The 20,067-nt window shown below is 39.3% G+C and carries 22 protein-coding genes; 14 read left to right on the forward strand and 8 right to left on the reverse strand.

The window, feature by feature from the left end; genetic code table 11:
* Positions 1 to 5 precede the first annotated feature (5 nt).
* A complete protein-coding gene (locus WC819_04370; protein MFA5986550.1) occupies positions 6 to 485 on the reverse strand; it encodes a hypothetical protein in 480 nt (159 codons plus the stop codon).
* Positions 486 to 697: 212 nt separating this feature from the next.
* Between WC819_04370 and WC819_04375 the strand changes: the two genes are divergently transcribed.
* Together WC819_04375 and WC819_04380 are read left to right on the forward strand one after the other, a co-directional pair.
* Complete coding sequence (locus WC819_04375) at positions 698 to 1,441, forward strand: helix-turn-helix domain-containing protein (GenBank protein MFA5986551.1); 744 nt, start codon at positions 698 to 700, stop codon at positions 1,439 to 1,441.
* Between the two features lie 487 nt (positions 1,442 to 1,928).
* Positions 1,929 to 2,300 carry a response regulator gene (locus tag WC819_04380; GenBank protein MFA5986552.1) on the forward strand — a complete coding sequence of 124 codons (372 nt, stop codon included), beginning with the start codon at positions 1,929 to 1,931 and terminating at the stop codon, positions 2,298 to 2,300.
* Positions 2,301 to 2,341: 41 nt separating this feature from the next.
* On the opposite strand, the gene WC819_04385 is transcribed toward WC819_04380, so the two are convergent.
* On the reverse strand, positions 2,342 to 4,609 hold the full coding sequence (locus tag WC819_04385; GenBank protein MFA5986553.1) for an ATP-binding protein: 2,268 nt from the start codon (positions 4,607 to 4,609) through the stop codon (positions 2,342 to 2,344).
* A 155-nt stretch (positions 4,610 to 4,764) separates the two neighbouring features.
* Here WC819_04385 and nadE point away from each other — a divergent pair, with 155 nt between their 5' ends.
* Complete coding sequence (gene nadE / locus WC819_04390) at positions 4,765 to 6,033, forward strand: NAD(+) synthase (protein MFA5986554.1); 1,269 nt, start codon at positions 4,765 to 4,767, stop codon at positions 6,031 to 6,033.
* Positions 6,034 to 6,735: 702 nt separating this feature from the next.
* Here the strand turns inward: nadE and WC819_04395 are convergent.
* A complete protein-coding gene (locus WC819_04395; protein ID MFA5986555.1) occupies positions 6,736 to 6,936 on the reverse strand; it encodes a hypothetical protein in 201 nt (66 codons plus the stop codon).
* A 105-nt stretch (positions 6,937 to 7,041) separates the two neighbouring features.
* Between WC819_04395 and WC819_04400 the strand changes: the two genes are divergently transcribed.
* The gene (locus tag WC819_04400) at positions 7,042 to 7,239 is read left to right on the forward strand and encodes a hypothetical protein (GenBank protein ID MFA5986556.1); all 198 of its coding nucleotides are present in this window, start codon (positions 7,042 to 7,044) and stop codon (positions 7,237 to 7,239) included.
* On the opposite strand, the gene WC819_04405 is transcribed toward WC819_04400, so the two are convergent.
* On the reverse strand, positions 7,232 to 7,885 hold the full coding sequence (locus tag WC819_04405) for a hypothetical protein (protein ID MFA5986557.1): 654 nt from the start codon (positions 7,883 to 7,885) through the stop codon (positions 7,232 to 7,234). The two genes, WC819_04400 and WC819_04405, sit on opposite strands and share 8 nt — an antisense overlap.
* Positions 7,886 to 8,204: 319 nt before the next feature.
* Between WC819_04405 and WC819_04410 the strand changes: the two genes are divergently transcribed.
* The 3 genes from WC819_04410 (at position 8,205) to WC819_04420 (ending at position 9,686) form a co-directional block, all read left to right on the forward strand.
* Positions 8,205 to 8,951 (forward strand): helix-turn-helix domain-containing protein, encoded by a 747-nt coding sequence (locus WC819_04410; GenBank protein MFA5986558.1) that lies wholly within the window; start codon positions 8,205 to 8,207, stop codon positions 8,949 to 8,951.
* A 139-nt stretch (positions 8,952 to 9,090) separates the two neighbouring features.
* The gene (locus WC819_04415) at positions 9,091 to 9,408 is read left to right on the forward strand and encodes a hypothetical protein (GenBank protein MFA5986559.1); all 318 of its coding nucleotides are present in this window, start codon (positions 9,091 to 9,093) and stop codon (positions 9,406 to 9,408) included.
* An 89-nt stretch (positions 9,409 to 9,497) separates the two neighbouring features.
* Positions 9,498 to 9,686, forward strand: a complete 189-nt coding sequence (locus tag WC819_04420; protein MFA5986560.1) for a hypothetical protein — start codon at positions 9,498 to 9,500, stop codon at positions 9,684 to 9,686.
* A 57-nt stretch (positions 9,687 to 9,743) separates the two neighbouring features.
* On the opposite strand, the gene WC819_04425 is transcribed toward WC819_04420, so the two are convergent.
* Positions 9,744 to 10,079, reverse strand: a complete 336-nt coding sequence (locus WC819_04425) for a hypothetical protein (protein MFA5986561.1) — start codon at positions 10,077 to 10,079, stop codon at positions 9,744 to 9,746.
* 211 nt (positions 10,080 to 10,290) lie between these two features.
* Between WC819_04425 and WC819_04430 the strand changes: the two genes are divergently transcribed.
* Complete coding sequence (locus WC819_04430) at positions 10,291 to 11,061, forward strand: helix-turn-helix domain-containing protein (GenBank protein MFA5986562.1); 771 nt, start codon at positions 10,291 to 10,293, stop codon at positions 11,059 to 11,061.
* A gap of 156 nt (positions 11,062 to 11,217) precedes the next feature.
* Here the strand turns inward: WC819_04430 and WC819_04435 are convergent, their stop codons facing one another.
* Positions 11,218 to 11,490 carry a hypothetical protein gene (locus WC819_04435; protein MFA5986563.1) on the reverse strand — a complete coding sequence of 91 codons (273 nt, stop codon included), beginning with the start codon at positions 11,488 to 11,490 and terminating at the stop codon, positions 11,218 to 11,220.
* Between the two features lie 242 nt (positions 11,491 to 11,732).
* Here WC819_04435 and WC819_04440 point away from each other — a divergent pair, with 242 nt between their 5' ends.
* Positions 11,733 to 12,416, forward strand: a complete 684-nt coding sequence (locus WC819_04440) for a hypothetical protein (GenBank protein MFA5986564.1) — start codon at positions 11,733 to 11,735, stop codon at positions 12,414 to 12,416.
* 119 nt (positions 12,417 to 12,535) lie between these two features.
* Here WC819_04440 and WC819_04445 read toward each other — a convergent pair whose 3' ends face one another.
* The gene (locus tag WC819_04445) at positions 12,536 to 13,267 is read right to left on the reverse strand and encodes a helix-turn-helix domain-containing protein (GenBank protein MFA5986565.1); all 732 of its coding nucleotides are present in this window, start codon (positions 13,265 to 13,267) and stop codon (positions 12,536 to 12,538) included.
* Positions 13,268 to 13,477: 210 nt separating this feature from the next.
* Here WC819_04445 and WC819_04450 point away from each other — a divergent pair, with 210 nt between their 5' ends.
* The 3 genes from WC819_04450 to WC819_04460 all read left to right on the forward strand — a co-directional run bounded on the left by WC819_04450 (position 13,478) and on the right by WC819_04460 (position 15,465).
* Positions 13,478 to 14,188, forward strand: coding sequence for a site-specific DNA-methyltransferase (locus WC819_04450; protein ID MFA5986566.1), 711 nt, complete (start codon positions 13,478 to 13,480; stop codon positions 14,186 to 14,188).
* 18 nt (positions 14,189 to 14,206) lie between these two features.
* A complete protein-coding gene (locus tag WC819_04455) occupies positions 14,207 to 14,941 on the forward strand; it encodes a class I SAM-dependent methyltransferase (GenBank protein MFA5986567.1) in 735 nt (244 codons plus the stop codon).
* A 65-nt stretch (positions 14,942 to 15,006) separates the two neighbouring features.
* Positions 15,007 to 15,465, forward strand: coding sequence for a hypothetical protein (locus tag WC819_04460; protein MFA5986568.1), 459 nt, complete (start codon positions 15,007 to 15,009; stop codon positions 15,463 to 15,465).
* Positions 15,466 to 15,640: 175 nt separating this feature from the next.
* Here WC819_04460 and WC819_04465 read toward each other — a convergent pair whose 3' ends face one another.
* Positions 15,641 to 16,033 (reverse strand): S-adenosylmethionine decarboxylase, encoded by a 393-nt coding sequence (locus tag WC819_04465; GenBank protein MFA5986569.1) that lies wholly within the window; start codon positions 16,031 to 16,033, stop codon positions 15,641 to 15,643.
* Positions 16,034 to 16,414: 381 nt separating this feature from the next.
* Between WC819_04465 and WC819_04470 the strand changes: the two genes are divergently transcribed.
* Both WC819_04470 and WC819_04475 read left to right on the forward strand, forming a co-directional pair.
* The gene (locus tag WC819_04470) at positions 16,415 to 17,284 is read left to right on the forward strand and encodes a hypothetical protein (protein ID MFA5986570.1); all 870 of its coding nucleotides are present in this window, start codon (positions 16,415 to 16,417) and stop codon (positions 17,282 to 17,284) included.
* 19 nt (positions 17,285 to 17,303) lie between these two features.
* Positions 17,304 to 20,039 (forward strand): glycosyltransferase, encoded by a 2,736-nt coding sequence (locus WC819_04475; GenBank protein MFA5986571.1) that lies wholly within the window; start codon positions 17,304 to 17,306, stop codon positions 20,037 to 20,039.
* The last annotated feature ends 28 nt before the right edge of the window (positions 20,040 to 20,067 follow it).

Raw genomic sequence — 20,067 nt, forward strand, 5'->3', positions numbered from 1 at the left:
CATTGTTAATGTACTTTTTGTGATTTTTTCAACAAATATTCAAAAAAATCTTTTCCCCAGGCCAAGATCTTGCCATCTTTTTTCAAAAGTTTCTTTGCTTTCTTTTTGAATCGGACATACTCTCCTAAAAATTCGGTATCAATATCTTGCCAGATATCACCAACGATGCAATCAAATTTTTTATTATCAGGCAGGTCATAAAAATCACACACGATGATCTTTCCCTCTAGGCGATCAAATTTTTTTACGGCGTTCAATACAGCGCTGTATTTTTCTATGGTTACTACTGACACAACATTTGGATTTTCCAGTAAGAATTTTGTAACGATACCAAATCCATATCCGGCAACCAATACATCACCAAATGCCTGTTCGCTTAATCTTTTCTGCATTTTTTGTTCTCGTGGCGTATCCCACATCCACAGATCATCATCAATAAACAAAAAACGATTGTTTTTATGACGCAAAATTTTTACTTTTTTCATAATAGGGTTGGTTTTATGCCTTAAGAGGTCGGAGCTTATGTGATTAATTAATTGTTCCAGTGTATCGATGAGATCATAATTTATCAATAGAAAATATCAAAATTATAATGTTCATTATAAATAAATCTTTATAATAAGCCATTATTTATCAAATTAGTCATAAATAATGTCACAAATATTGACATTTGATGCATTTTTGCTATGCTGGCACTATGGAAAAGTTACAAAACACTCTCATAAGTTATGGACTGAGCACTAATGAGGCTAAAGTGTATTTGGCCATGGTGAATTTTGGGCACAGCACGATCGTGACTATCGCCAAGGAAACGGAGGTCAAAAGACCGACGGTGTATTTAACGATCGAAAGTCTGATAAAAAAAGAATTGATCAAAACGATCATCAAGGGAAAGAAAAAATATTATCTGCCGGAAGAACCGGAGAGACTATTGCGCATATTGGAATCAAAGAAGCGATCGATCGAAAATATCTTGCCGGACCTTAAAAACAACTATTTTAATAAGAGTGAAAAACCAAAGGTCGTTTCCTATGAAGGGAAGGATGGCATCAGAAAGATCTACGAAGAAACAATCCGCAGTAAAACAGAGGTTCTTTGGTTTGGGTCGATGAAAGACGTCATGGAGGAATTTCGAGAGAGCTACAACAAAATTTGTCAGGAAGAATCTGCGTATTCAAAAGGTTCCAGGGAAATCGTCAACAACACCTCCTTTGATAGGAATTATGCCAAAAGGACAAACGACCGGAAAAATTCTAAATTCAGTGTCCGCGTCTTGCCCAATGCGCATCTTTTTTCCAGTGTGGATAATATTATTTATGATAATAAAGTGGCTATTCTATCGATCAAAAAAAATTATTATGGCGTAATCATAGAGGACAGTGACATCGCAAATGCCTATCGGACGATGTTTGAACTGGCGTGGAAATCGGCTGTGAAATAAATTTCGCTGTAACAAAAACCATATATTTTTGTCATTGCGGGGAATCCCGATGATAGTCAGGATTGACTGTGGCAATCTTCTTATGTTGTGAGCTAGTTGTAATGTTGTGAGATTGCTTCACTGCATTGCATTTCGCTCGCAATGACAGAATTTTTATAGTTTTAATGAGAAGGGGTATATTTTGTTTAAATTGAAAAAAATCAATCAGTATGTCATTCCCGCGGAGGCGGGAATCCATGGAAACTGTAAAGTTATCGGAAACCTGTGGATCCCCGGGTCAAGCCCGAGCCTGCCTGCCCTGCCTACCGGCAGGCAGGCGGTAGGCAGGGGCAGGGATGACAGGGGATAGATTCCCGCCTCCGCGGGAATGACAATTGGGGATGGTAGGATATGAACTCTCTTAATAGTTGTCGGCATTGATTGATCGATGACTATCGTAGTATAATAAGTAATAGAGAGAATAATCAAATAATAGCAATATGCGCATATGGCAAAAAAAATATTGATCATCGAGGACGAAGCATCACTTCGCATGGCGTTGGAAGAAAAATTTAATGGGGAAGGCTTTGCTGTCCTTACGGCGGATAATGGTGAGGATGGCTTGGTACTTGCACAACAACATATACCAGATCTGATCCTCTTGGATATTATTTTGCCAAAAATGAACGGATTTGATGTGTTGAGCCGTTTGGCAAAGGATGATGCAACAAAAGAAATCGATGTTATGATCCTGACAAATCTGAGTGAGACGGGCAAGGTGGGAGAGATCGTGCGCAAAGGCGTATCCGAATATCTCGTGAAAGCGGATTGGACTTTGGAAGAAATTTCTGAGAAAGTGAGAAACAAGTTGGCTGACTGAAATAGTATATAAATTATGGGATAAATAAAAACGCGACTATATTAGTCGCGTTTTTCGTTTTTGATTGGCAGAGTGAACCACACTGTTGTGCCGTGTTGTAGTTGTGAATAAAATCCAATCGTACCATCACACATGTCAATGATCGTTTTTGCGATGAATAGACCCAAGCCCGTGCCTTCGGAATATTGTGCCTGTACGTTTGATGCACGGTAGAAGCGTTCAAATATGCGCCCTTGCTCTTGCGGAGGAATGCCGATGCCGGTATCTGTAATTGTCACACGAATGCGATCGGGAATCTCCTCTACGGTGAAAGAGATGAGGCCTTTCTCCGGTGTGTATTTGATCGCATTGGAGAAGATATTTACGATCACTTGGCGGATAAGGATCGGGTCCATATCAACGAGGGGGAGATGTTCTGCATAATGTGTGGTGACGATGATGTCTTTGGATTTATAATGAACCTCCATCTCATGAAAGATATCTGTGAGCAGATCGGTGATTTTTGATGGCGTTTTTTTGACTGTGACCCTGCCCATCTCGATGCGATTGATACTTAGGATGTCGCTGACCAAAAGTGCAAGGCGATTTGTGGATGCATAGGCTTCATCGAGAAACTTTTTTTGTTTGGCATTGAGATCGCCGGTTTTCTGTTCGCGCAGGAGCTCGATCAGCCACTTGATCGATGTGAGTGGTGTGCGCAATTGATGCGATACAAGTGAAACAAAAGTATCTTTGGCGATTTCCATTTCTTTTTCTCTCGTGATGTCTTTGCCGATACCGACAAAGAAGATGATATTGTGAAATTCATCAAATATCGGCGCAATAGAGAGTGCCACATGGTATTCTTTACCAAAGATCGTTTTGTTCTTTATATTGCCGACAAAGGGCTCCTTTTTTGTTTTGATCGTGCGCCAGATGTCATCGTATTTTTGCTTGTCAGTTTGTCCGCCCCAAAAATGTGTAGCGGCATCGGGAAGAGAAAAAATGTCATCATGCGATAAACCACTGATATTTTCTGCTGCAGTGTTGGCATAGACCATCTTGCCAAATATGTCGGTAATGATGATGAAGTCTGATGTACTGTCTGCTGCGCGTTTGAATTTTTCTAGATCATGTGCGAGCGCATCGGAGAGGGATCGAGATCTTTCCGTTTCTTTTAGTGCGCGAGTTGTCTCCTGAGTGCTTTCGTCGAGTCTTTGGGTCATGATGTTAAAGAATGTGGCAAGCTCGCCGATCTCATCTTTGGATGTGTAGGTAATCTTTTGAGAAAAGTCCCCGGAGGCAACAAGCGCAGATGTGCGCTTGAGTTCTTTGACGGGGCGGAGGACAAATCGATGTAGGAGAATATAAAAAATGATGATAAAAACAGCAAAAACGATGGCAATGGTCGCGAGTTCGATCATAAAAGCATTGCGGTTGGTAATGAGCATCGGAGTGATGTCATGTGCGACGATCACTGTGGCGATCGTTTCATCGTTTTCATTTTTGATCGGAAAACCCGCACATAAAAACTTTTTCTCATCGGCGGTGATTTCCCTGTAAAGCGAGCGATCTTGCACTAACGTGTCGATCTCTATACCGGACACACATAATGTCGTGGCGCTGTCATGCGTCTTTGTTTCTGCCAAAAGCACGTAATTTGGACGATCATCCCATGTATCCGGCTGACCTTTCCGTTCGGCACTTGCGATGAAATCATCATGATCAAGGTGGGATTTTTTGCCATAAATCGCGAAATCGTCGCTGGTTTCATAGGCAAGTGTTTCCAAAAAATTGGTGATCTCACGACCGAGTTCGATATAGCCGATGAGTGTGTCGCCGTCATAATATGGCGTTACGATACGCAGAGCAAAGGAGTTTTTGCCGAGTTCCAGACTATTTTCCGTCTTGTGAGAAACAACAGACCGGAGAAAAGATTGACGCTGGATATGATCGTCGAATGTCTGTGGATCCTGCAAACGTAAAAAGATTTTTTCATTTGGTGTGATGAAATTGAAATGCGTTACGCCGTAAGTGCCACGCGCCTCTGCAAAAAATGGTTGCATTTTTTGATACAGGAGGTCACGGTCGCCTGTGAGGAAAGCGTCTTTGATCTCTTGATTTGCAGTAAAAAAATATGCACCGAGAGAAAGCATTTGAATGTCTTGCGCGCGCAGATTTTCAAATTTCTTTTGTGTCTCGTCGGCATATGTGACGACTTGTTTTTGCGTCAATGTGCGGATATTGAGGATGCTGACATAATAGGAAACACACCCGATGCCAATCGCGAGAAAAAACAATACATATAAGAATTTTGTTTTGAGTTTCATTTCCTCTATTGTAATGCAAAAACATACTTTTTTCAATATTTATAAATCATTGCCAAATAAAAAATACTTTGCTAGGCTTGGGGCTAGTAACTTAAAATATGTTTGAAACGGCATGATCGAAAACTCTCGAATAAATAATCTGATGGAGGTGTTATATGGGTGAGGGCGTAGGACGGAGTGGCAGAAGCAGCGCATCGAGTAGTGGCAGTGAGGGTGGTATAAGAGCGACTTCAACGGGTGCTCGTGGTCTAATTGGCACTCGAGGTGCTTATACTGGCGGTGCAAGTGCCTGTGATAGAGAAGGCTGTGCAGAGGGACGGAGCTTTTCTGACTATGAAAAAATTGATCCACCTGTATTTCGAGACGATCAGCCGTCTGACATGCCAGTAAAAGAGTCTAGAGGGTATAAATTTTGTGCTGTGGCAACAGTCATCTATGAGGGCAACGAGGATCATCCAATGGTTGAGAGGTTGAGACAATTTCGCGATAACCGATTGATGATGTATCCACGGGGTCGGAAGTTTATCGATTTTTACTACAATGGCTTCGGCTTTCGGCTTGCATTGATTATGTGGAGATATTTTCCGCAGGTTTTGCCAATCGTCAGAAAATTGTTTGATCGGATCATTCCATCGTTGCCAACAAGTCTCATCACAGAGAACAAAGAAATTCCAGCAGATGTTTTTACAATGGACTTTGTAAAATTTTGTTTGGTGTGTACTGATTTTTTACACAAAAAAGCAAAAGCACGCGAAGCAAAATGTCTCTGTGTGGGACTCAGTGGCGGGATTGATTCGGCGTTGGTTGCAAAAATGTGCAAATTGACCGGCATGGAGGTAGTGGCGATCACCATATCTGGCGAGGGATTTATTCGCGAGCAAGATGTGTGTGATGCACAGACAGTGGCAACACATCTCGGCATTCGGCACATTGTGCTGGACATGACCGATCTTTTTGAAAAAGCTGTCATGTATAATCTGCCAAATCATGCGCACATTATCATGGGTTTGCGCAATACAGTGATCAAGGAAGTTGCTGAGAGTTTGGGAGGATTTTTGATCGGTACCAGCGTGAAAACGGAATTGTATAGTGGGCTTTTTTCTCCCAATTCAATGGCAGGCGCGACGCAACCATTGGAAAGTCTTTTCAAAACGCAGGTATATGCCCTTGCAGATTATCTCAACCTTCCAGATTGTGTCTTGAAAAAACCAAGTCACAGTGGTATCAATGGTGATGGCGATGATTCTTTCTTTGGACTGGGTTGTGCATTATTTGATTGGGTGGCATATCTTATAGAAAGAGAGTTATCTACAAAGGAGATTGCAAGTGAGACAGGTGTTGAGAAATGTGTTATCGATGCGATAAAACGCCAAAAGAAACTCTCCGATGAACTGCTGAGTTTTCCTGAACTACATTTCAAATGATCACGGAACATATGGTCCGTCATGCTTCACAAGCAAGGCGGACTATTTTTTGTTAAATTTTAGGATAAATAAAAAAGGGAAGCACATTTTTTTGCCTCCCTGGTCAAAAGATTATTGTTCGAATTATTTGTTCAAAATTCACACGTCTTTCTTTGTATGATCAAGACTTTTATTTTCAGCTCGTTTTTCAAGTCTAGCAGTTTTTATGTAGATATATGCGAGAAAGATAACTACTAGGACTGTGAGAAAATCATACAATCTCATGCACCACACCCAATTTCTCACTTTTGGAAAACTTATGTAAAGTATTCCGTAACAAATGGACAATAAACCATACAGACTCATCAAAGGTATTGCGCTTAAGGCACATTCTCTGGCCTCGTTTTTGCAATTTTCAGGCGTAATTTTGCATTTGTCGCATAATTCGCCATACTCTTTCTCATGATTGCATTTATGATTTTTCATTCTTCATCCTCTCCACTTTGATCAGTAAAAATTATGAAGCTTAGTGTAAGAGCTAGCAACAAAAAAATAAGGGATATCAATATGGAAAACATTTCTAGTCCCGGAGGATTTTCTGATGTGTCATACCAGATATCCGTCCCGTTCACTGCAGAACAAATGGTCATACAAAAAATGATTATCCACAGACTGAAATACATACCTTTTGCATAATATTTTTTGGATCCTTGATTTGATTTTTTACTTTCCACTTTTCACCCCCTCCGCTTTACGGATGATATCGGCGTGATCCGGATATTTTTCCGCGAATCGCTTTTTGACCTCAAATTCTTTTTTGTGCTTCCATTTTTTTCCGCGACGAACGGATAGCGTGTGAAATACGATGGATAAAAAACCGAATAATAGAATAACTTTTGTTGTGTGGGGTGAACTGGGCGCCATGGCAAGTGTCACCATACAAATACAAAAGCAACTTAAGCCAAGAAAACTAAAAAGGCTTTTTCTCTCAGTAGAGATTTTTTCTTCAACAAAAAAATCTCTTTTGGCGTGTGCTTCTGCGAGTTTGGTTTGGCAAACAATCCGCCCGATCGGCTCTATGCTATTGCATTCGGGACATTTTTCTCCGATCCGCATGCCACAATTTCGACAAAAGATCCCACATTCTCCCCGGTGATCGCATTCCAATGGTATGCCACATTGACTACAAAACTTCCCGTGTTCGTCTTCGTGCATGCATTTATTTGATCCCATTTTCTCCTCCTTCCGTATTTTGTGCCAGTCGAAACATTTCATCAAGGAATTGCGCATCTTTTAGAACTTTTTTGGCATACATCCTTCGTCCTGAAAGCGAGTTTGGATAGACAAAAAACAGACGTACAACTATAGCCAAGAGTCCAAAGCCGACACTGATCACTGTTAGCAAGCTCTTCACTATGTTCCAAGGTGTAAAGATCGATCCTTCAGCACAGCCCATCATTACAAAAGAAATGATCAATGCCATGGCTATGAGCTTGAGACTAAAAGTTACTTCAGCCCAAAAAATTTTTGTAAAGTCAACAGTTTCCGTCAGGTCGTATGTTTGTAATCCTCCGCGACCAAAGTATTCATAAAATTCCATATCGAGAATGTCAGCAAATTTTTCTTTGCAATCTTTTACTATCCCATCAAACTGCTCCGAATTGCACACCCCATCATAACAACTAAAATATGTCAGTTTAGTATTTTCTTCAACGAGTGGCGTGATGGCTTTCTCAAAAGTGGTTCGTCCGCTCAGGACATCTTCTACCAAAGGTCTTTCCTTTCTCCATTTAGTACCAATGCTTTTGATGGCATGTTGATGGAGATATTTTGGGAGAGATTTCACTTTTTGCAACAATGTGAGTAATGACATTTTTTGATCCTCCGTGAGAGTATTTTATTGTTAAACAACTTTCCGATTTTCAGCGACCGTGTAAATTATCACAGTAGTTTATAAATATCAATAAAAAAATATGAATATTTGCAATAAAATGGCTAAATAATGACATTATAGGGATTGATTTATCAAAAATATTGACAAAATAGCATCATTGAGATATACTAAACTGTACGGTTTTCATTTTTTGTCATCCGGGGGATTTGTAGAAATGATTATATAAATGAGATCATTTGTATGATTTTTAAAATGTATTGGTGAATTGAAAATTGATTATTGGTAAATTTTTTGTTCTATGGATCAAGACCTCGTTAAAATTTTAGAAACTGCCGGGTTTACCAAAAAAGAAGCCGAAGTGTATCTGGCGCTTTTGGCATTGAAGCAGGGCAATGTGACAGAAATTTCCACAAGTACGAAGCTTAAGCGTTCCATCATCTATGTAATTTTGGAAGGACTTATCAAACGTGGTTATGCGAGTGAATTGCCGGATGTAAAGATCAATACATATCAAGCGATGGACCCGACGGTCATTTTGAATAAACTGCGCATTTCTTATAAAAATTTTTCTGAGATGTTGCCAATCTTTCGGTCATTGGGAAACACGGGGAAAGAGAGACCAAAAATTACATATCATGAAACCAAAGAGGGCATCTTAAATGCGTGGGAGGAGATGAATTATCCGGGAAGCAACGCGCTTTTCATTTCTTCTTACCAGAGGATCGAAAAACATTTTCCCGGAGCGATCGCTGATTGGATAGATCGAACTAGAAGGGGAATTATAAAGGCGAAGTGTCGTCATCTTATTTCTGATAGCCCATTCGAATTGAAAATAGCCAAAGAGTTTTTGACGATCGATCAAGAAGTGCGCACTTTGCCGGACTTGCGCGATATGCAAATGGACTTTACAATCTATGATAACAAATTGGCCATCACGTCGCTGGGTGAGGAGCCATTCATTGTGCTTATCGAGTCAGAAGAATTAGTGCAATCTATGCGTCCAATCTTTGAGTTGGTGTGGGGAAGAGGAAAAAAAATTACCTGATAATAATAAATCTGTTTTTGATGAGGATTTTCAGGTGTATTGTTCAATGGGGATCAATCATGCTATAGTCTATGACATTGAACGATATTTTGTATAGGGGTGTATTTTAAAAAAATATCAAATATATGGAGGGTGGAACATGTCACGAATAATTTCCCAAGATAGATTGCTAAAAGACGTGCTGAGGGTTTTGAATAATTCACTCGGAACTCTCGATCTTTCCACTGAAAAGGTGTATACGAGGACGCATGATGATCATCATAATGGAACCTTTGAAGGTAATATTAAAACGTTTATGCTGAGAGATGGCGGTATGGTTGTAACAACCGACGGGCCTCACGGGCCTATGCGTTTTCAGGATTATTTTAGCGGAGGACAAAGTCCACGTGTGCACAATGCACTCAAAATTCTCGCGTTGGCGATAAAACTGGACAATGATGATCGTCCCCAGAGATAAAGAGGGGTGGTTGGTGTAGGAATTTTTTAATTACATAAAAAAGTGAGGTCTTTCAAAAGAAATGAGTCTATCGATCAAAGGAGTGTGTCATGGAAGAAGATATTTGCGCTAATTGCTCTGAAAAGTGGTTACAACATCATCTGGGTGATCCGCCTTGCACAGTCAAACAAAAAAAACGATGTATAAGACAAAAGAGTGGAGATGTCTCCCCCAGAGGACAATTAAAACAATTAAGAACCGCTTTAAAAAAGCTCAAACATTTACATCATTCAACATGATGTAAGAAACAAAAGGCAGAAATCCATTATGATTCCTGCCTTTCTTTGTGCGTTATTTCAATGGGTCGTTCCGTTATTCGATGAATTTTCCGAAAGAGCAAGAAAATGCTCCTCGTTGCATTTTTTGCATGTGGAGATGTTTTCTTTGTTTGGGATGATGCGGACAACTCCCTTGTGGATCAGCACAGTTGTTTTTATGATCAGATCTGCGCTTGCTTTTCCACGGAAGGAACAGGTGAGACTTCCAGCCACTACGGTCCGTCTTATGCTTGATAACAAGTGACTGCACTCATTACAAACGAAACTTTCTCCGTCAGGAGCAATGGTCACTCCGTCCCCTTCACCTTTGTTGCAATAATGGCATCGGGGAGTGTCGTTTTTTGTGTCTACCATGGTAATCCTCCTAAAATTGATTTGATAATGAACGTGAAATTTGCTTTTTTCAAGGACATCCTTCCTGATATGACTATACAGGATTACAAATATATTGTCATACGATATATAATGACAATGTGAGATATTTATATTGCCAATATTTGGCTTATATAATGGATATTTTATTATTATACTTTACAAATATCATTTTATATGACAAAATAGGGACATGCTCAAAGAATTGCAACTCATCGGAATGCACAAAAATGATGCCAAAGTCTATGAGGCATTGGTTAAGCATGGTCCGTGTCGGGCGGGCGTTCTCATTGCAAAATTGGATATGCATCGCAATCTCGTTTATCAGTCCTTGGAAAAGCTTATTTTGAGCGGTTATGCAACAAAAGTGGTAAAGGGTGGCGTGTGGACTTTTCAAATCACTGATCCAAACAGCTTACTCACCAGTGTTAGACAAAAGCAAAATATCACCGAGCAGATAATAAAAGATGTTCAAACCTATCACAGCAAGGCCACCCAGCAAATTGTTGTTTATGAAGGGATTGAGAGTTATCGTAACTACTGGATGAAGTCATTGGAGGAAATGCCGGATGGTTCCACAATGCATTGTTTGGGGACGATTAGCAACGAAGATTTTTTTGAGATCTTGGGTCCACTTACTGAAAAGTATATGGCACTTAAAATCAAAAAACGGGTTATTTGGAAAACGATCCATTTCACAATTACCAAAAGTGAAATTGAGATGATAAAAAATTATCCGGAGTTGACGCAATATCGTTTATGGCCAAGAGAAGGAGAGTGTCTGGGGAACTTCAATGTCAATCGTGACACGATCATCGTCCAGTCTTTCGTTGAGCCACTGCGCATCATTGAGATCAAAGATGACATCCTGGTGAAAGTCTTCCAAAACTATTTCGACATGATGTGGGAAAAATCCACACCCATCACGCTGGAAAATATTGATGAATATGTGACTGAAGAATGAAAAAAGCCTTTGAAATATTTTCGAAGGCTGCATTTTATAATAAAAGATGGGCTAGAGGATTTGTTTGAATTGATCTGGAAGCGGGCAAAGGTAATAAAATAAAAAAGGTTCAAGTAAAATCTCTTGAACCTTTATGGTCGTTGCGTTGCGGGGACGTTACTTAAAATATCTCATCAATTCGTAGAACAATTCTTCATCCCGGACGCCTTCACGTGCCCATTCCAGCAATTCCTCCTGCCGTCCATTTTCAAACTCATTTAGGATGTACTTTGCCGTGGCAGTCTGATTTGGCAGGATTTTGGCAAAAACATCAAACCGTTCAACGCTGATCAGATGGCGGACAGTTTTTTCATCCATACCGGAACTCTTTGCTAGTCTGGCGATCAATTCATCGGGAACACTCACTTCTGTTGTTTTAGTCTCGTTCATTCCTCATTCCTCTATGTTTATGGTTTTAAAAAACAGTGGATCCTCAACTTTTTTGTTGAGGTCTTTTGTCAAAAAGAACATCCATACATTATACACATTTTAAGCCAAAAGTCAAGCATCTTAGGCTTGCTTTATTGTCAGATATAGGCTAGATTGTCTTTACAGTTTTAGTATCATTTACAATTGCATAATATATAGGAGACCATCCAAGCAGTTAAAAAAAATATCTAAGGGAGATAACAATGACTACCGATGAGCTAAAAACAGTGGCGTTTCATCGTGAAAATGTACTCAAGAGACCCAATGCAAACGACTTGTTGACTATGGAAGACATTGACGAGTGTAAATTGCCAGCCATGAACACGCTTTTGCGTCAGATGGCGTGTTTTTACGCAGAGCTTAAGGCTCAAAATATCACACTTCAGATTGACAAAAATGACCGGTATCCCTATAAAAATCTTTATGAGCTTCAAGACATGAATTTTGCAGATTGGCCGGATTTCAGGATCCGGATAAAGTCAAATTGGTTTAATCCAGAGTGGCCATTGGCAATACATGCCGGCTTTGACTTCCATTTGTACGTGCTTCATGACGGATATGCACAAAAACCGGGAGAGATCGCTGATTGGATCGACATTCGGATCAAATATTTGGATACGATCCCTATGTCATTCGCGTCACGTCGGGAACATATCAGATCCATGGGTCCTTTCCTAAAGGACGAGAGGGATACGTATTTTTACGGTATGCCTATGGAGTACACGACATCAGTATATTTTGGCAACATGACGGGAATGTCTTTCAAGACGGATGCCTTTAATCTCGCAGTGAAAGATGCGTGCATTGTTATGCAAAAGATCATTGCTCGCAAGCAATATCTCCGAGTTATGCATGAAAAATCGGAGGAAATAATCGAAGCAATTTGATTTTGATGTACCGGTCCCGGAGGAATTTCCTTTGGGACCGCATTTTATTTTATATGATAAGGGCGCATAAACGTATCAAGCCATTTTTTTGTGATGATATAGCTGAAAAAAAATTTAAACTATTTCAAACTCTTCCACTGCAACTCAAAAATATTTTTCAAGGTGTTATAGAGGGCTTTGCTTTCGATGATGAGTGCGAATTTTTCAGTGAATGAGTTGATGGAGATTTTATTATTACCATAAAGATGGATGTCCAGCTCGGCAAATGTCGGATCTAGATCAGCCAATTTGATCTTTCGGAGAAATTTTTGATCTTCTTTGACGTGTTTTTGACCATAAGGGCTGTTGGGGACGATCGCGCGCAACCAGATCTTTTTTTTCAATCGTTCGGGCATATAGTAATCATAAAAGAAATCATCGCCAAAGATATTATAACTTTCTGACCACCAACCGAGCATCTCATAGTCGCCTTGTTTGAGGTGATCTTTGTAGGCTTCTTTGATCCCATTTATTCCTTCGAAATATTTTATGACGGGTTTTTTCTCCAAGAGGTTGGCAATCGACAAAAGTTCCGGGAGCGTTTTTTGAAAAAGCGATTCTTTTTCTCTGAGGTCTTGTCCGATGGAGTGGGGGTCTTCGGCGATATAAAAAACTTTCTTTCCTTTTTTTGTCTGGCTGACGAGCCCACGCAATTTCAAATTATCTACGATGTGATAGACAGTCGTTCTCTTTAGTCCGGATTTTCTGGCAATATCGACGATTCCTGCCTCGCCCAATTCCAAAAGCGTCGTATAAAGCGTGGCCTCCTTGGCTTCAAAACCTAATTTTTCTAGCGTATTTTGTAGTTTCATATTAAATGTCCAAATAATGGTCAACATATACAGTATAGCAAAAAACACATAAAATGTCAATAAAAAAGGGAAAATACAGCAAAAATACACATAGATCATATAATAATATAACCAAAATATGGACAAGTATATCATTTTGGTGTATACTATCTCGTTACGATGAAATTACGAGTGTTATTTAAAAAATCAATCTGCTGAAAGGAGGTGGGTATGAAAGATGGATGGATAGTATATAACAAATCTTCCGAGAATATGTCTGAAGTAAAGAGTCGGAGTGTGGATCTAATCGTTGTTTCACCGCCCTACAATATAGGAACGGTTTATGGCGATAATATGGATCGAATGTCGATTGAAAAATACTATGAGATGATGAAATCTATCATGGCTGAATGTGAGCGAGTTTTGCAGCCGGAGGGAAGGCTGCTTATGGATCCCGCTGATTCTGTTTTGATGAATGGCGAAAAAGGCATGGTGTATGTGCAATTGGCAGGAATGTTTCAAAAAATGGCGCTGGATGCCGGACTGTTTCTGCATGAGCGTCATATCAATTTTTTACATACCGAAAGCGGAGTTGAACTTCCGGAGGATGATCGTTGGTTAAAGATGTACATGACAGATGTCAGCGCCCACTCCAATTGTCACCAATGGCTGGTTTTTTCTAAAAAAGAAAGGCCTTTCATTGGGGGAGAGATATTCTATCTGAACTTCAAGGAGACCCTAGCACATCCATGTCCTTTTCCGGATACGGTGTGCGAGAAATTCTTGGATATGTATTTCAGGCCAGGCAATACAGTGTTGGAACCTTTTATGGGGACAGCAAAATTGGGTTGTCACGTCTTAAGGCGCGGAGGGCGATATATCGGATATGAAATTGACAAGAGGATATACAATTATGCTGTTCAACAATTGGCGTCTTTATAATCACAAAAGGGAGGATGGATGATGTCTGATTATGATGGGAATGTTGATTTTTGGAAGAGAACCAAGAAAAAAATCCAATCGGATTATATCTGCCGACCACAAGCGCTTGAGCTTCTAGGAGATGTTCAAGGAAAAAGGGTCATAGACATCGGGTGTGGTGATGGGTATGTGTCGAGACTTTTGGCAAAACGTGGCGCAAAAGTTACGGCAGTGGATATATCTGAAGGACTCATTCAAGCTGCGATGGAACAGGAGGCGAAAGATGCGGTAGGTGTTGAGTACAGGATCGGATCGGCTTTAAATCTAGAATTCTTAGCGGAGAACTTTTTCGACTGTGCTGTTTCGGTGATGGTTTTTGGGCATTTTGATCATGATGACGTATATCAGTCATTGAGGGAGACGCATAGAGTTTTAAAGTCTGGTGGGACTTTTGTTCTCGCCGTTCCGCATCCCGCAATGTACATCGTAAGACCAAGGACAAAATGGGTAGAATTCAATAATCAACACCCGTTGGATTATTGGGATGATGAGGAAAAAATTCTTTTACGAACGAATGATAGTCAAGAGTTTCCGGTAGACGCTAAAAAGAATACGATTGCCGGATATTTGAATGGATTGATCAGTTGCGGATTTTTGATTCAGGAAATATCCGAACCGAGAGCCTCTGTAGCTGACATGAAAGAATGTCCGGAGATGTGGGGATGTGAGGACAAAGTTCCATTTTACCTCATCATAAAAGTGATAAAGAAGTGACTTTCTGTAAATGTGACCATTGGTGAGCGCGTCCAAGCATTTATTGAGAAGAAAGGAAGGATGTTATGAAAGCTAAAGTATATTTTTTCACGCACTATCTGCGTGTGGAAGAAATTGTCGCAAACACGGAAAAAGAACATATTGAGGCCTGCCAGGAAATGCTGGAGGCTGGACGAGAGCTGAAGTTTGTTTTGAGCGCGGTGGCGGATTTTGCGGAAAGCATAGTAATGTTGTTCATAGGTGTTTCCATATCAATGGAGCATGAGGACATCTATATGAATATGCACAGCATGCGTAAACAAAAGGGTTTGTTCATTGTTTCTCCGCCGAATCTTGGAGGAGGTAGGATGAAAATTGAAAATGGTGAATTACATTTCTTTTCTTCCTCATACTCCATGGGTCCGTATTCAGAATGTATGCTGAAAAAAGCAGAGGTTGATATAAAAGAGAAGTTCGGTATCGATAGTGTTCATTATTCTACAGACTATATCGCATCAGAACTCGGAAGGCGCTTTAGTCTATAAGTAATTAGGTACAATTGCCTCGGTGATAATTTTCGCCGAGGTATTTTTTATAAAAATTCCATAAGATGAAAAAATCCATGGGATTAAATGATAGAGGATGATAGTCGTGTTGATATAAAATTAAAAAATCCCAAAGAATGGGATTTAATAATATTTTCTAAATTATGTGTACAGTCTAGTATCTAAAATTTACTTTGACGTCCATCTTTTTGCCTTCAAAGAATTTCTTGGCAAATTGGGCTGTTTTGTGGGGAGAGTAGGCCTTGCAACTGAATACATCCAGATAGATGGCGTTGGACGCATTGGCAAAGTGTCCGGAGATGAGAGATGTTTCGATCAACTGTGTCATGGAAAATCCTGACACGCGCGGATCCTCTCCGAAATCAACGACCACCGTTTCACCAAAAGTTCTCATCTCGATCAGCGTACATAGTTCTTTCACGAATTGTTTGATCTTTTTTGCACTGCGTAATGTCTTGGGATTACAATCATACAAATCGATACATGTGCTTATACCCCAGGGATTTTCTTTTTTGTATTTTTGGACTATTTGTTGATCTTTGGTCATCGATATATTTGGGTTATTTGAACTTAAAAAAATAAATTCAAACCTTTATATAAATAATTAAACAATCTCATTATATGAGATACGTGGAATTACGCAAGGGTCAAAATCATAAATCCGGATCGTGCGAAAAAGTCTTGATTTTGCGCTATTTTTTGTAAATGAAGACGTTTTTGTAAGATGGGCATGGGGATATGTACAAATTTTTATTTTTATGTAACAATGAAAAACTTGGATGTGATGTAATATAATTGCAGTAGCAAAGGTCACATCATGAAGAGGTGGGCAAATAGCGTGATGTAGTCTATAATTTAGGAAAATGATTTATTTTACGGTGACAGTATTGTCATGTGATATTGTCACATTTTTTATTACAAAACTATTATGAAAAGAGTAGCAGTACTTGGAAGTGGAGTTGTGGGACGGGCAACGGGTCTTGGTTTTTTAAGTAAGGGGCATGACGTGATATTTTATGACGTGCAAGATGTTATTTTAAAAAAACTTGTAACACAAGGATATGATGCAAAACATATTGATTTTTTGGATACGAATGAGAGCGATATTTTTTTCTTTGTAATTTCTACACCAACTGAAAATGAGAAAATCAATTTAACATACATGATGAGTGCGGCAAAGACACTTGGAAAAAAACTACGTGATCGTAAGGATTATTTTGTCATTGTTGTACGAAGTACAGTTCTTCCAGGAACGACTGAAAACATTATTGTGCCGATTATTGAAAAAGCATCAAATAAAAAGGCGGGGCGAGATTTTGGTGTATCGATGAATCCAGAATATTTGAGAGAAGTAAATGCGGAAAAAGATTTCAAAAAACCCTGGGTTATTACAATAGGAACACTGGATAAAAAAACAAAAAAAATCATGGGCGAAGTGTATAAGGATTTTGATTGTCCTATATATTATGTATCGATCAAGGAGGCGGAAATGCAAAAATATGTACATAATTTGTACAATGCAACAAAGATTGCATTTTTTAATGAGATGCGTTTGGTGAGTCATTGTATCGGAGTGCAACCAGACAAGATTTTTGAAATCACTGCGGATAGTGCAGAGGCATTTTGGAATAAAAAATACGGATTGCGCAACCGCGGCCCTTTTGATGGTATGTGTCTACCAAAGGATACGCAGGCATTTTTTTCATGGTCAAAAAAGTTAAAGATCAAAATGAATCTATTGAAAGGTGTGATTGCGTCTAATAATATTTTTGAATCTTTTTGGCATAAGACAAAATAATGATTATCTTTGGTAAAATATGTTCGATCTCATCGGTGCTTTAAGTGATGGAATATCAAGTAATTTTTCGCATTATATAGGTTATTTTCCACTTGGTGTAATCGGTGTTTGGCGATGGTCCGTGTGGTGTGCAAAAAAAGGCATCTCATTTTTCTATAAAATTCCTTGTGGTGTATATACTGCGACTGTCTCTGTCGTAACGCCTGTATACAATGAAGATCCGGCGATATTTTTGGTAGCATTGCAATCGTGGAAAAATAATAATCCAAGAGAAATCATTGCAGTGATTGATTATACAGATAAAAACTGTATCGCAGTTTTTGAAAAATTTTCTCAAGAGTTTGCCAATGCCAAAATGATTATCACGGAAAAACCAGGTAAGCGTGCCGCATTGGCAGATGGTATTAAGGCGTCAAAAGGAAAGATCATTGCATTGGTTGATAGTGATACTGTGTGGACTAATGGATTTTTAAAAAAAATTCTTGGTCCTTTTGAAGATAAGAAGGTGGGTGGTGTGGCACCGCGACAAGATGTGATGAATGCGGATACACTGGCAAAGCGTTTTTTCCGTATTCATATTTACAATCGGTATGGCAATGACATTATATATCAGGCGGCTTTTGGTAATGCGCTTAGTTGCATCTCCGGACGTACGGGGATTTATCGTCGCAAAGCTATTAAGCGTTTGACGGATGAACTGGAAAATGAGATTTTTTTTGGCAAGAAATGCATTAGCGGGGATGATAAGAGATTGACTAATTTGATTCAAAGAGATGGATGGAAGGTCAAATATGTACAAGATGCATTGGTATATACACAGGGCTTTCCAGATATTGCAACCTATCTCAAGCAACAAATTAGGTGGACGCGGAATAGTTGGCGCTCAGATGTGACATCAATCACAAAAAAATGGATGTGGAAAAACCCATTTCTTGCTTTTCATACAGTCGATCGATTTGTGCAGCCATTCACATTGCTCTTGGGTCCGATGTTTTTAATTATTGCTTTATATAAAGGCGATTGGATTTTCGTCAGTGTGTTGATTGCGTGGTGGATGGTGAGTCGTTCGATCAAGATTTTGGGACATTTGCGAAAACATCCACGTGATCTACTGATTATGCCGATCTATATTATCTATACGTATGTGATTGCAGTGATTAAAATTTATACGTTAATTACCGTCGGAGAACAATCGTGGATTACAAGATGGAATAAGGATCGCTTGAATCAACTTGGCGTGATCAAAAAATGGTTAGCATATGTAGCGACGTTTGGCGTAGTTGTGATGTTGTTTTCATTGAGTTTTCATGTGAATGTGCGTATGGCCGGCGTAAAATCTTTTTGGGAGAAGAGACAAGATGAGATTGCACGACAGCAAAAAAAGCTCAATAAATTTGAGGATCAAAGCATCCCAATGGCGGTCACGAACAAGCAAATGCAGGAAAGAGAGGATTGGATCATGCAAGAAATAAATGATGATTCTTTCGCGTATTACCAAACGAGTTTGTGGGAGGATGTTCCTGATATAAAAAGACGATTTTTCTTGGCGCCGGATACAACGTTATATCGCGACGATGGAACAGCGTTAATGGATGGTGTGAGATTGCAAAATGGTGAAACGATCAAAATACCAGTGTCACAGTTGCAAGATCCACATATGCAATTATATCGTGAAACGGGTGCGCAGAATTTTATTGTGACGAATGATTATGAAGAAAATGCAATCCGCGTTAGAGGAAATGGTGCCTTTGTAACAATCCCGCAACTGGCACGACGACTGAATGATGAGAGCTTCTTGCATAACATAGAAGATAAAACGTGGATTTTGCGCAGAAATTTATTTATTGACGATGGTGTGACTTTGGTAATATCAGGACAAGATGTGGCGTGGCTGAAATTAAAAAGTGAGGATCAGGGCTTTGTGTGGGTCAAGGCGGAGAATGGCAACATTATCATAGAAAATACCAAGGTCACGTCGTGGGATGAAATAAAAAATAATCATGATATGAATTGGCAGGATGGACGCAGTTATATTTTGCAGAAGTCAAATGGTCGCATGGATATTACCGACAGTGAGCTTGCATATTTGGGAAATTACGGATTTCCATTGCGAGGAAATCCTTTTGGCGGTCCATACGGTGTGTCATGGAAAATTCAAAGCGCATCTTTTCACAAAGAAGTATCGACGGGATCCGTCAAAAACAGTCGTATCCATCACAATTTATTTGGGATGTATTCATATGGTGCAACGGGTATTGTAATCAGCCATAATGAAGTATATGAAAATGTTTCATACGGGATCGATCCGCATGATGATTCAAATCATATGTTGATCGCTGATAATAATGTGCATCATAACGGAAATCATGGAATTATTGCATCAAAGCGGTGTTTTGCTAATATAATTCGTGGCAATTATTCTCATGATAATGCATTGCATGGTATTATGCTTGATCGCAATTCACATCACAACATAGTCGAGAGGAATTATGTATCTGGCAATGTGAATGGTATTACGCTATATCAGTCATCAAATAATATTATCAGAAAAAATGAAGTAATCGATAATAATATTGGCGTGCGTGGCAACAATGCTTCCAAAAACAATTATATAGGATATAATACGATCAAGATCAATAATAAAGGTGTTTATTTCTACCAGGGATCACGAGATAATTATGTTGGGAATAATTCATTTTTGTTTAATAAGCTCAATCTTCATTTCAAAGAAAAATCACAAAACTTTGTGAAGTGATCATCTGCAACGAATAATAACCAATAAA

Source organism: Parcubacteria group bacterium (genome assembly GCA_041660065.1).
Lineage (GTDB): Bacteria > Patescibacteriota > Minisyncoccia > Moranbacterales.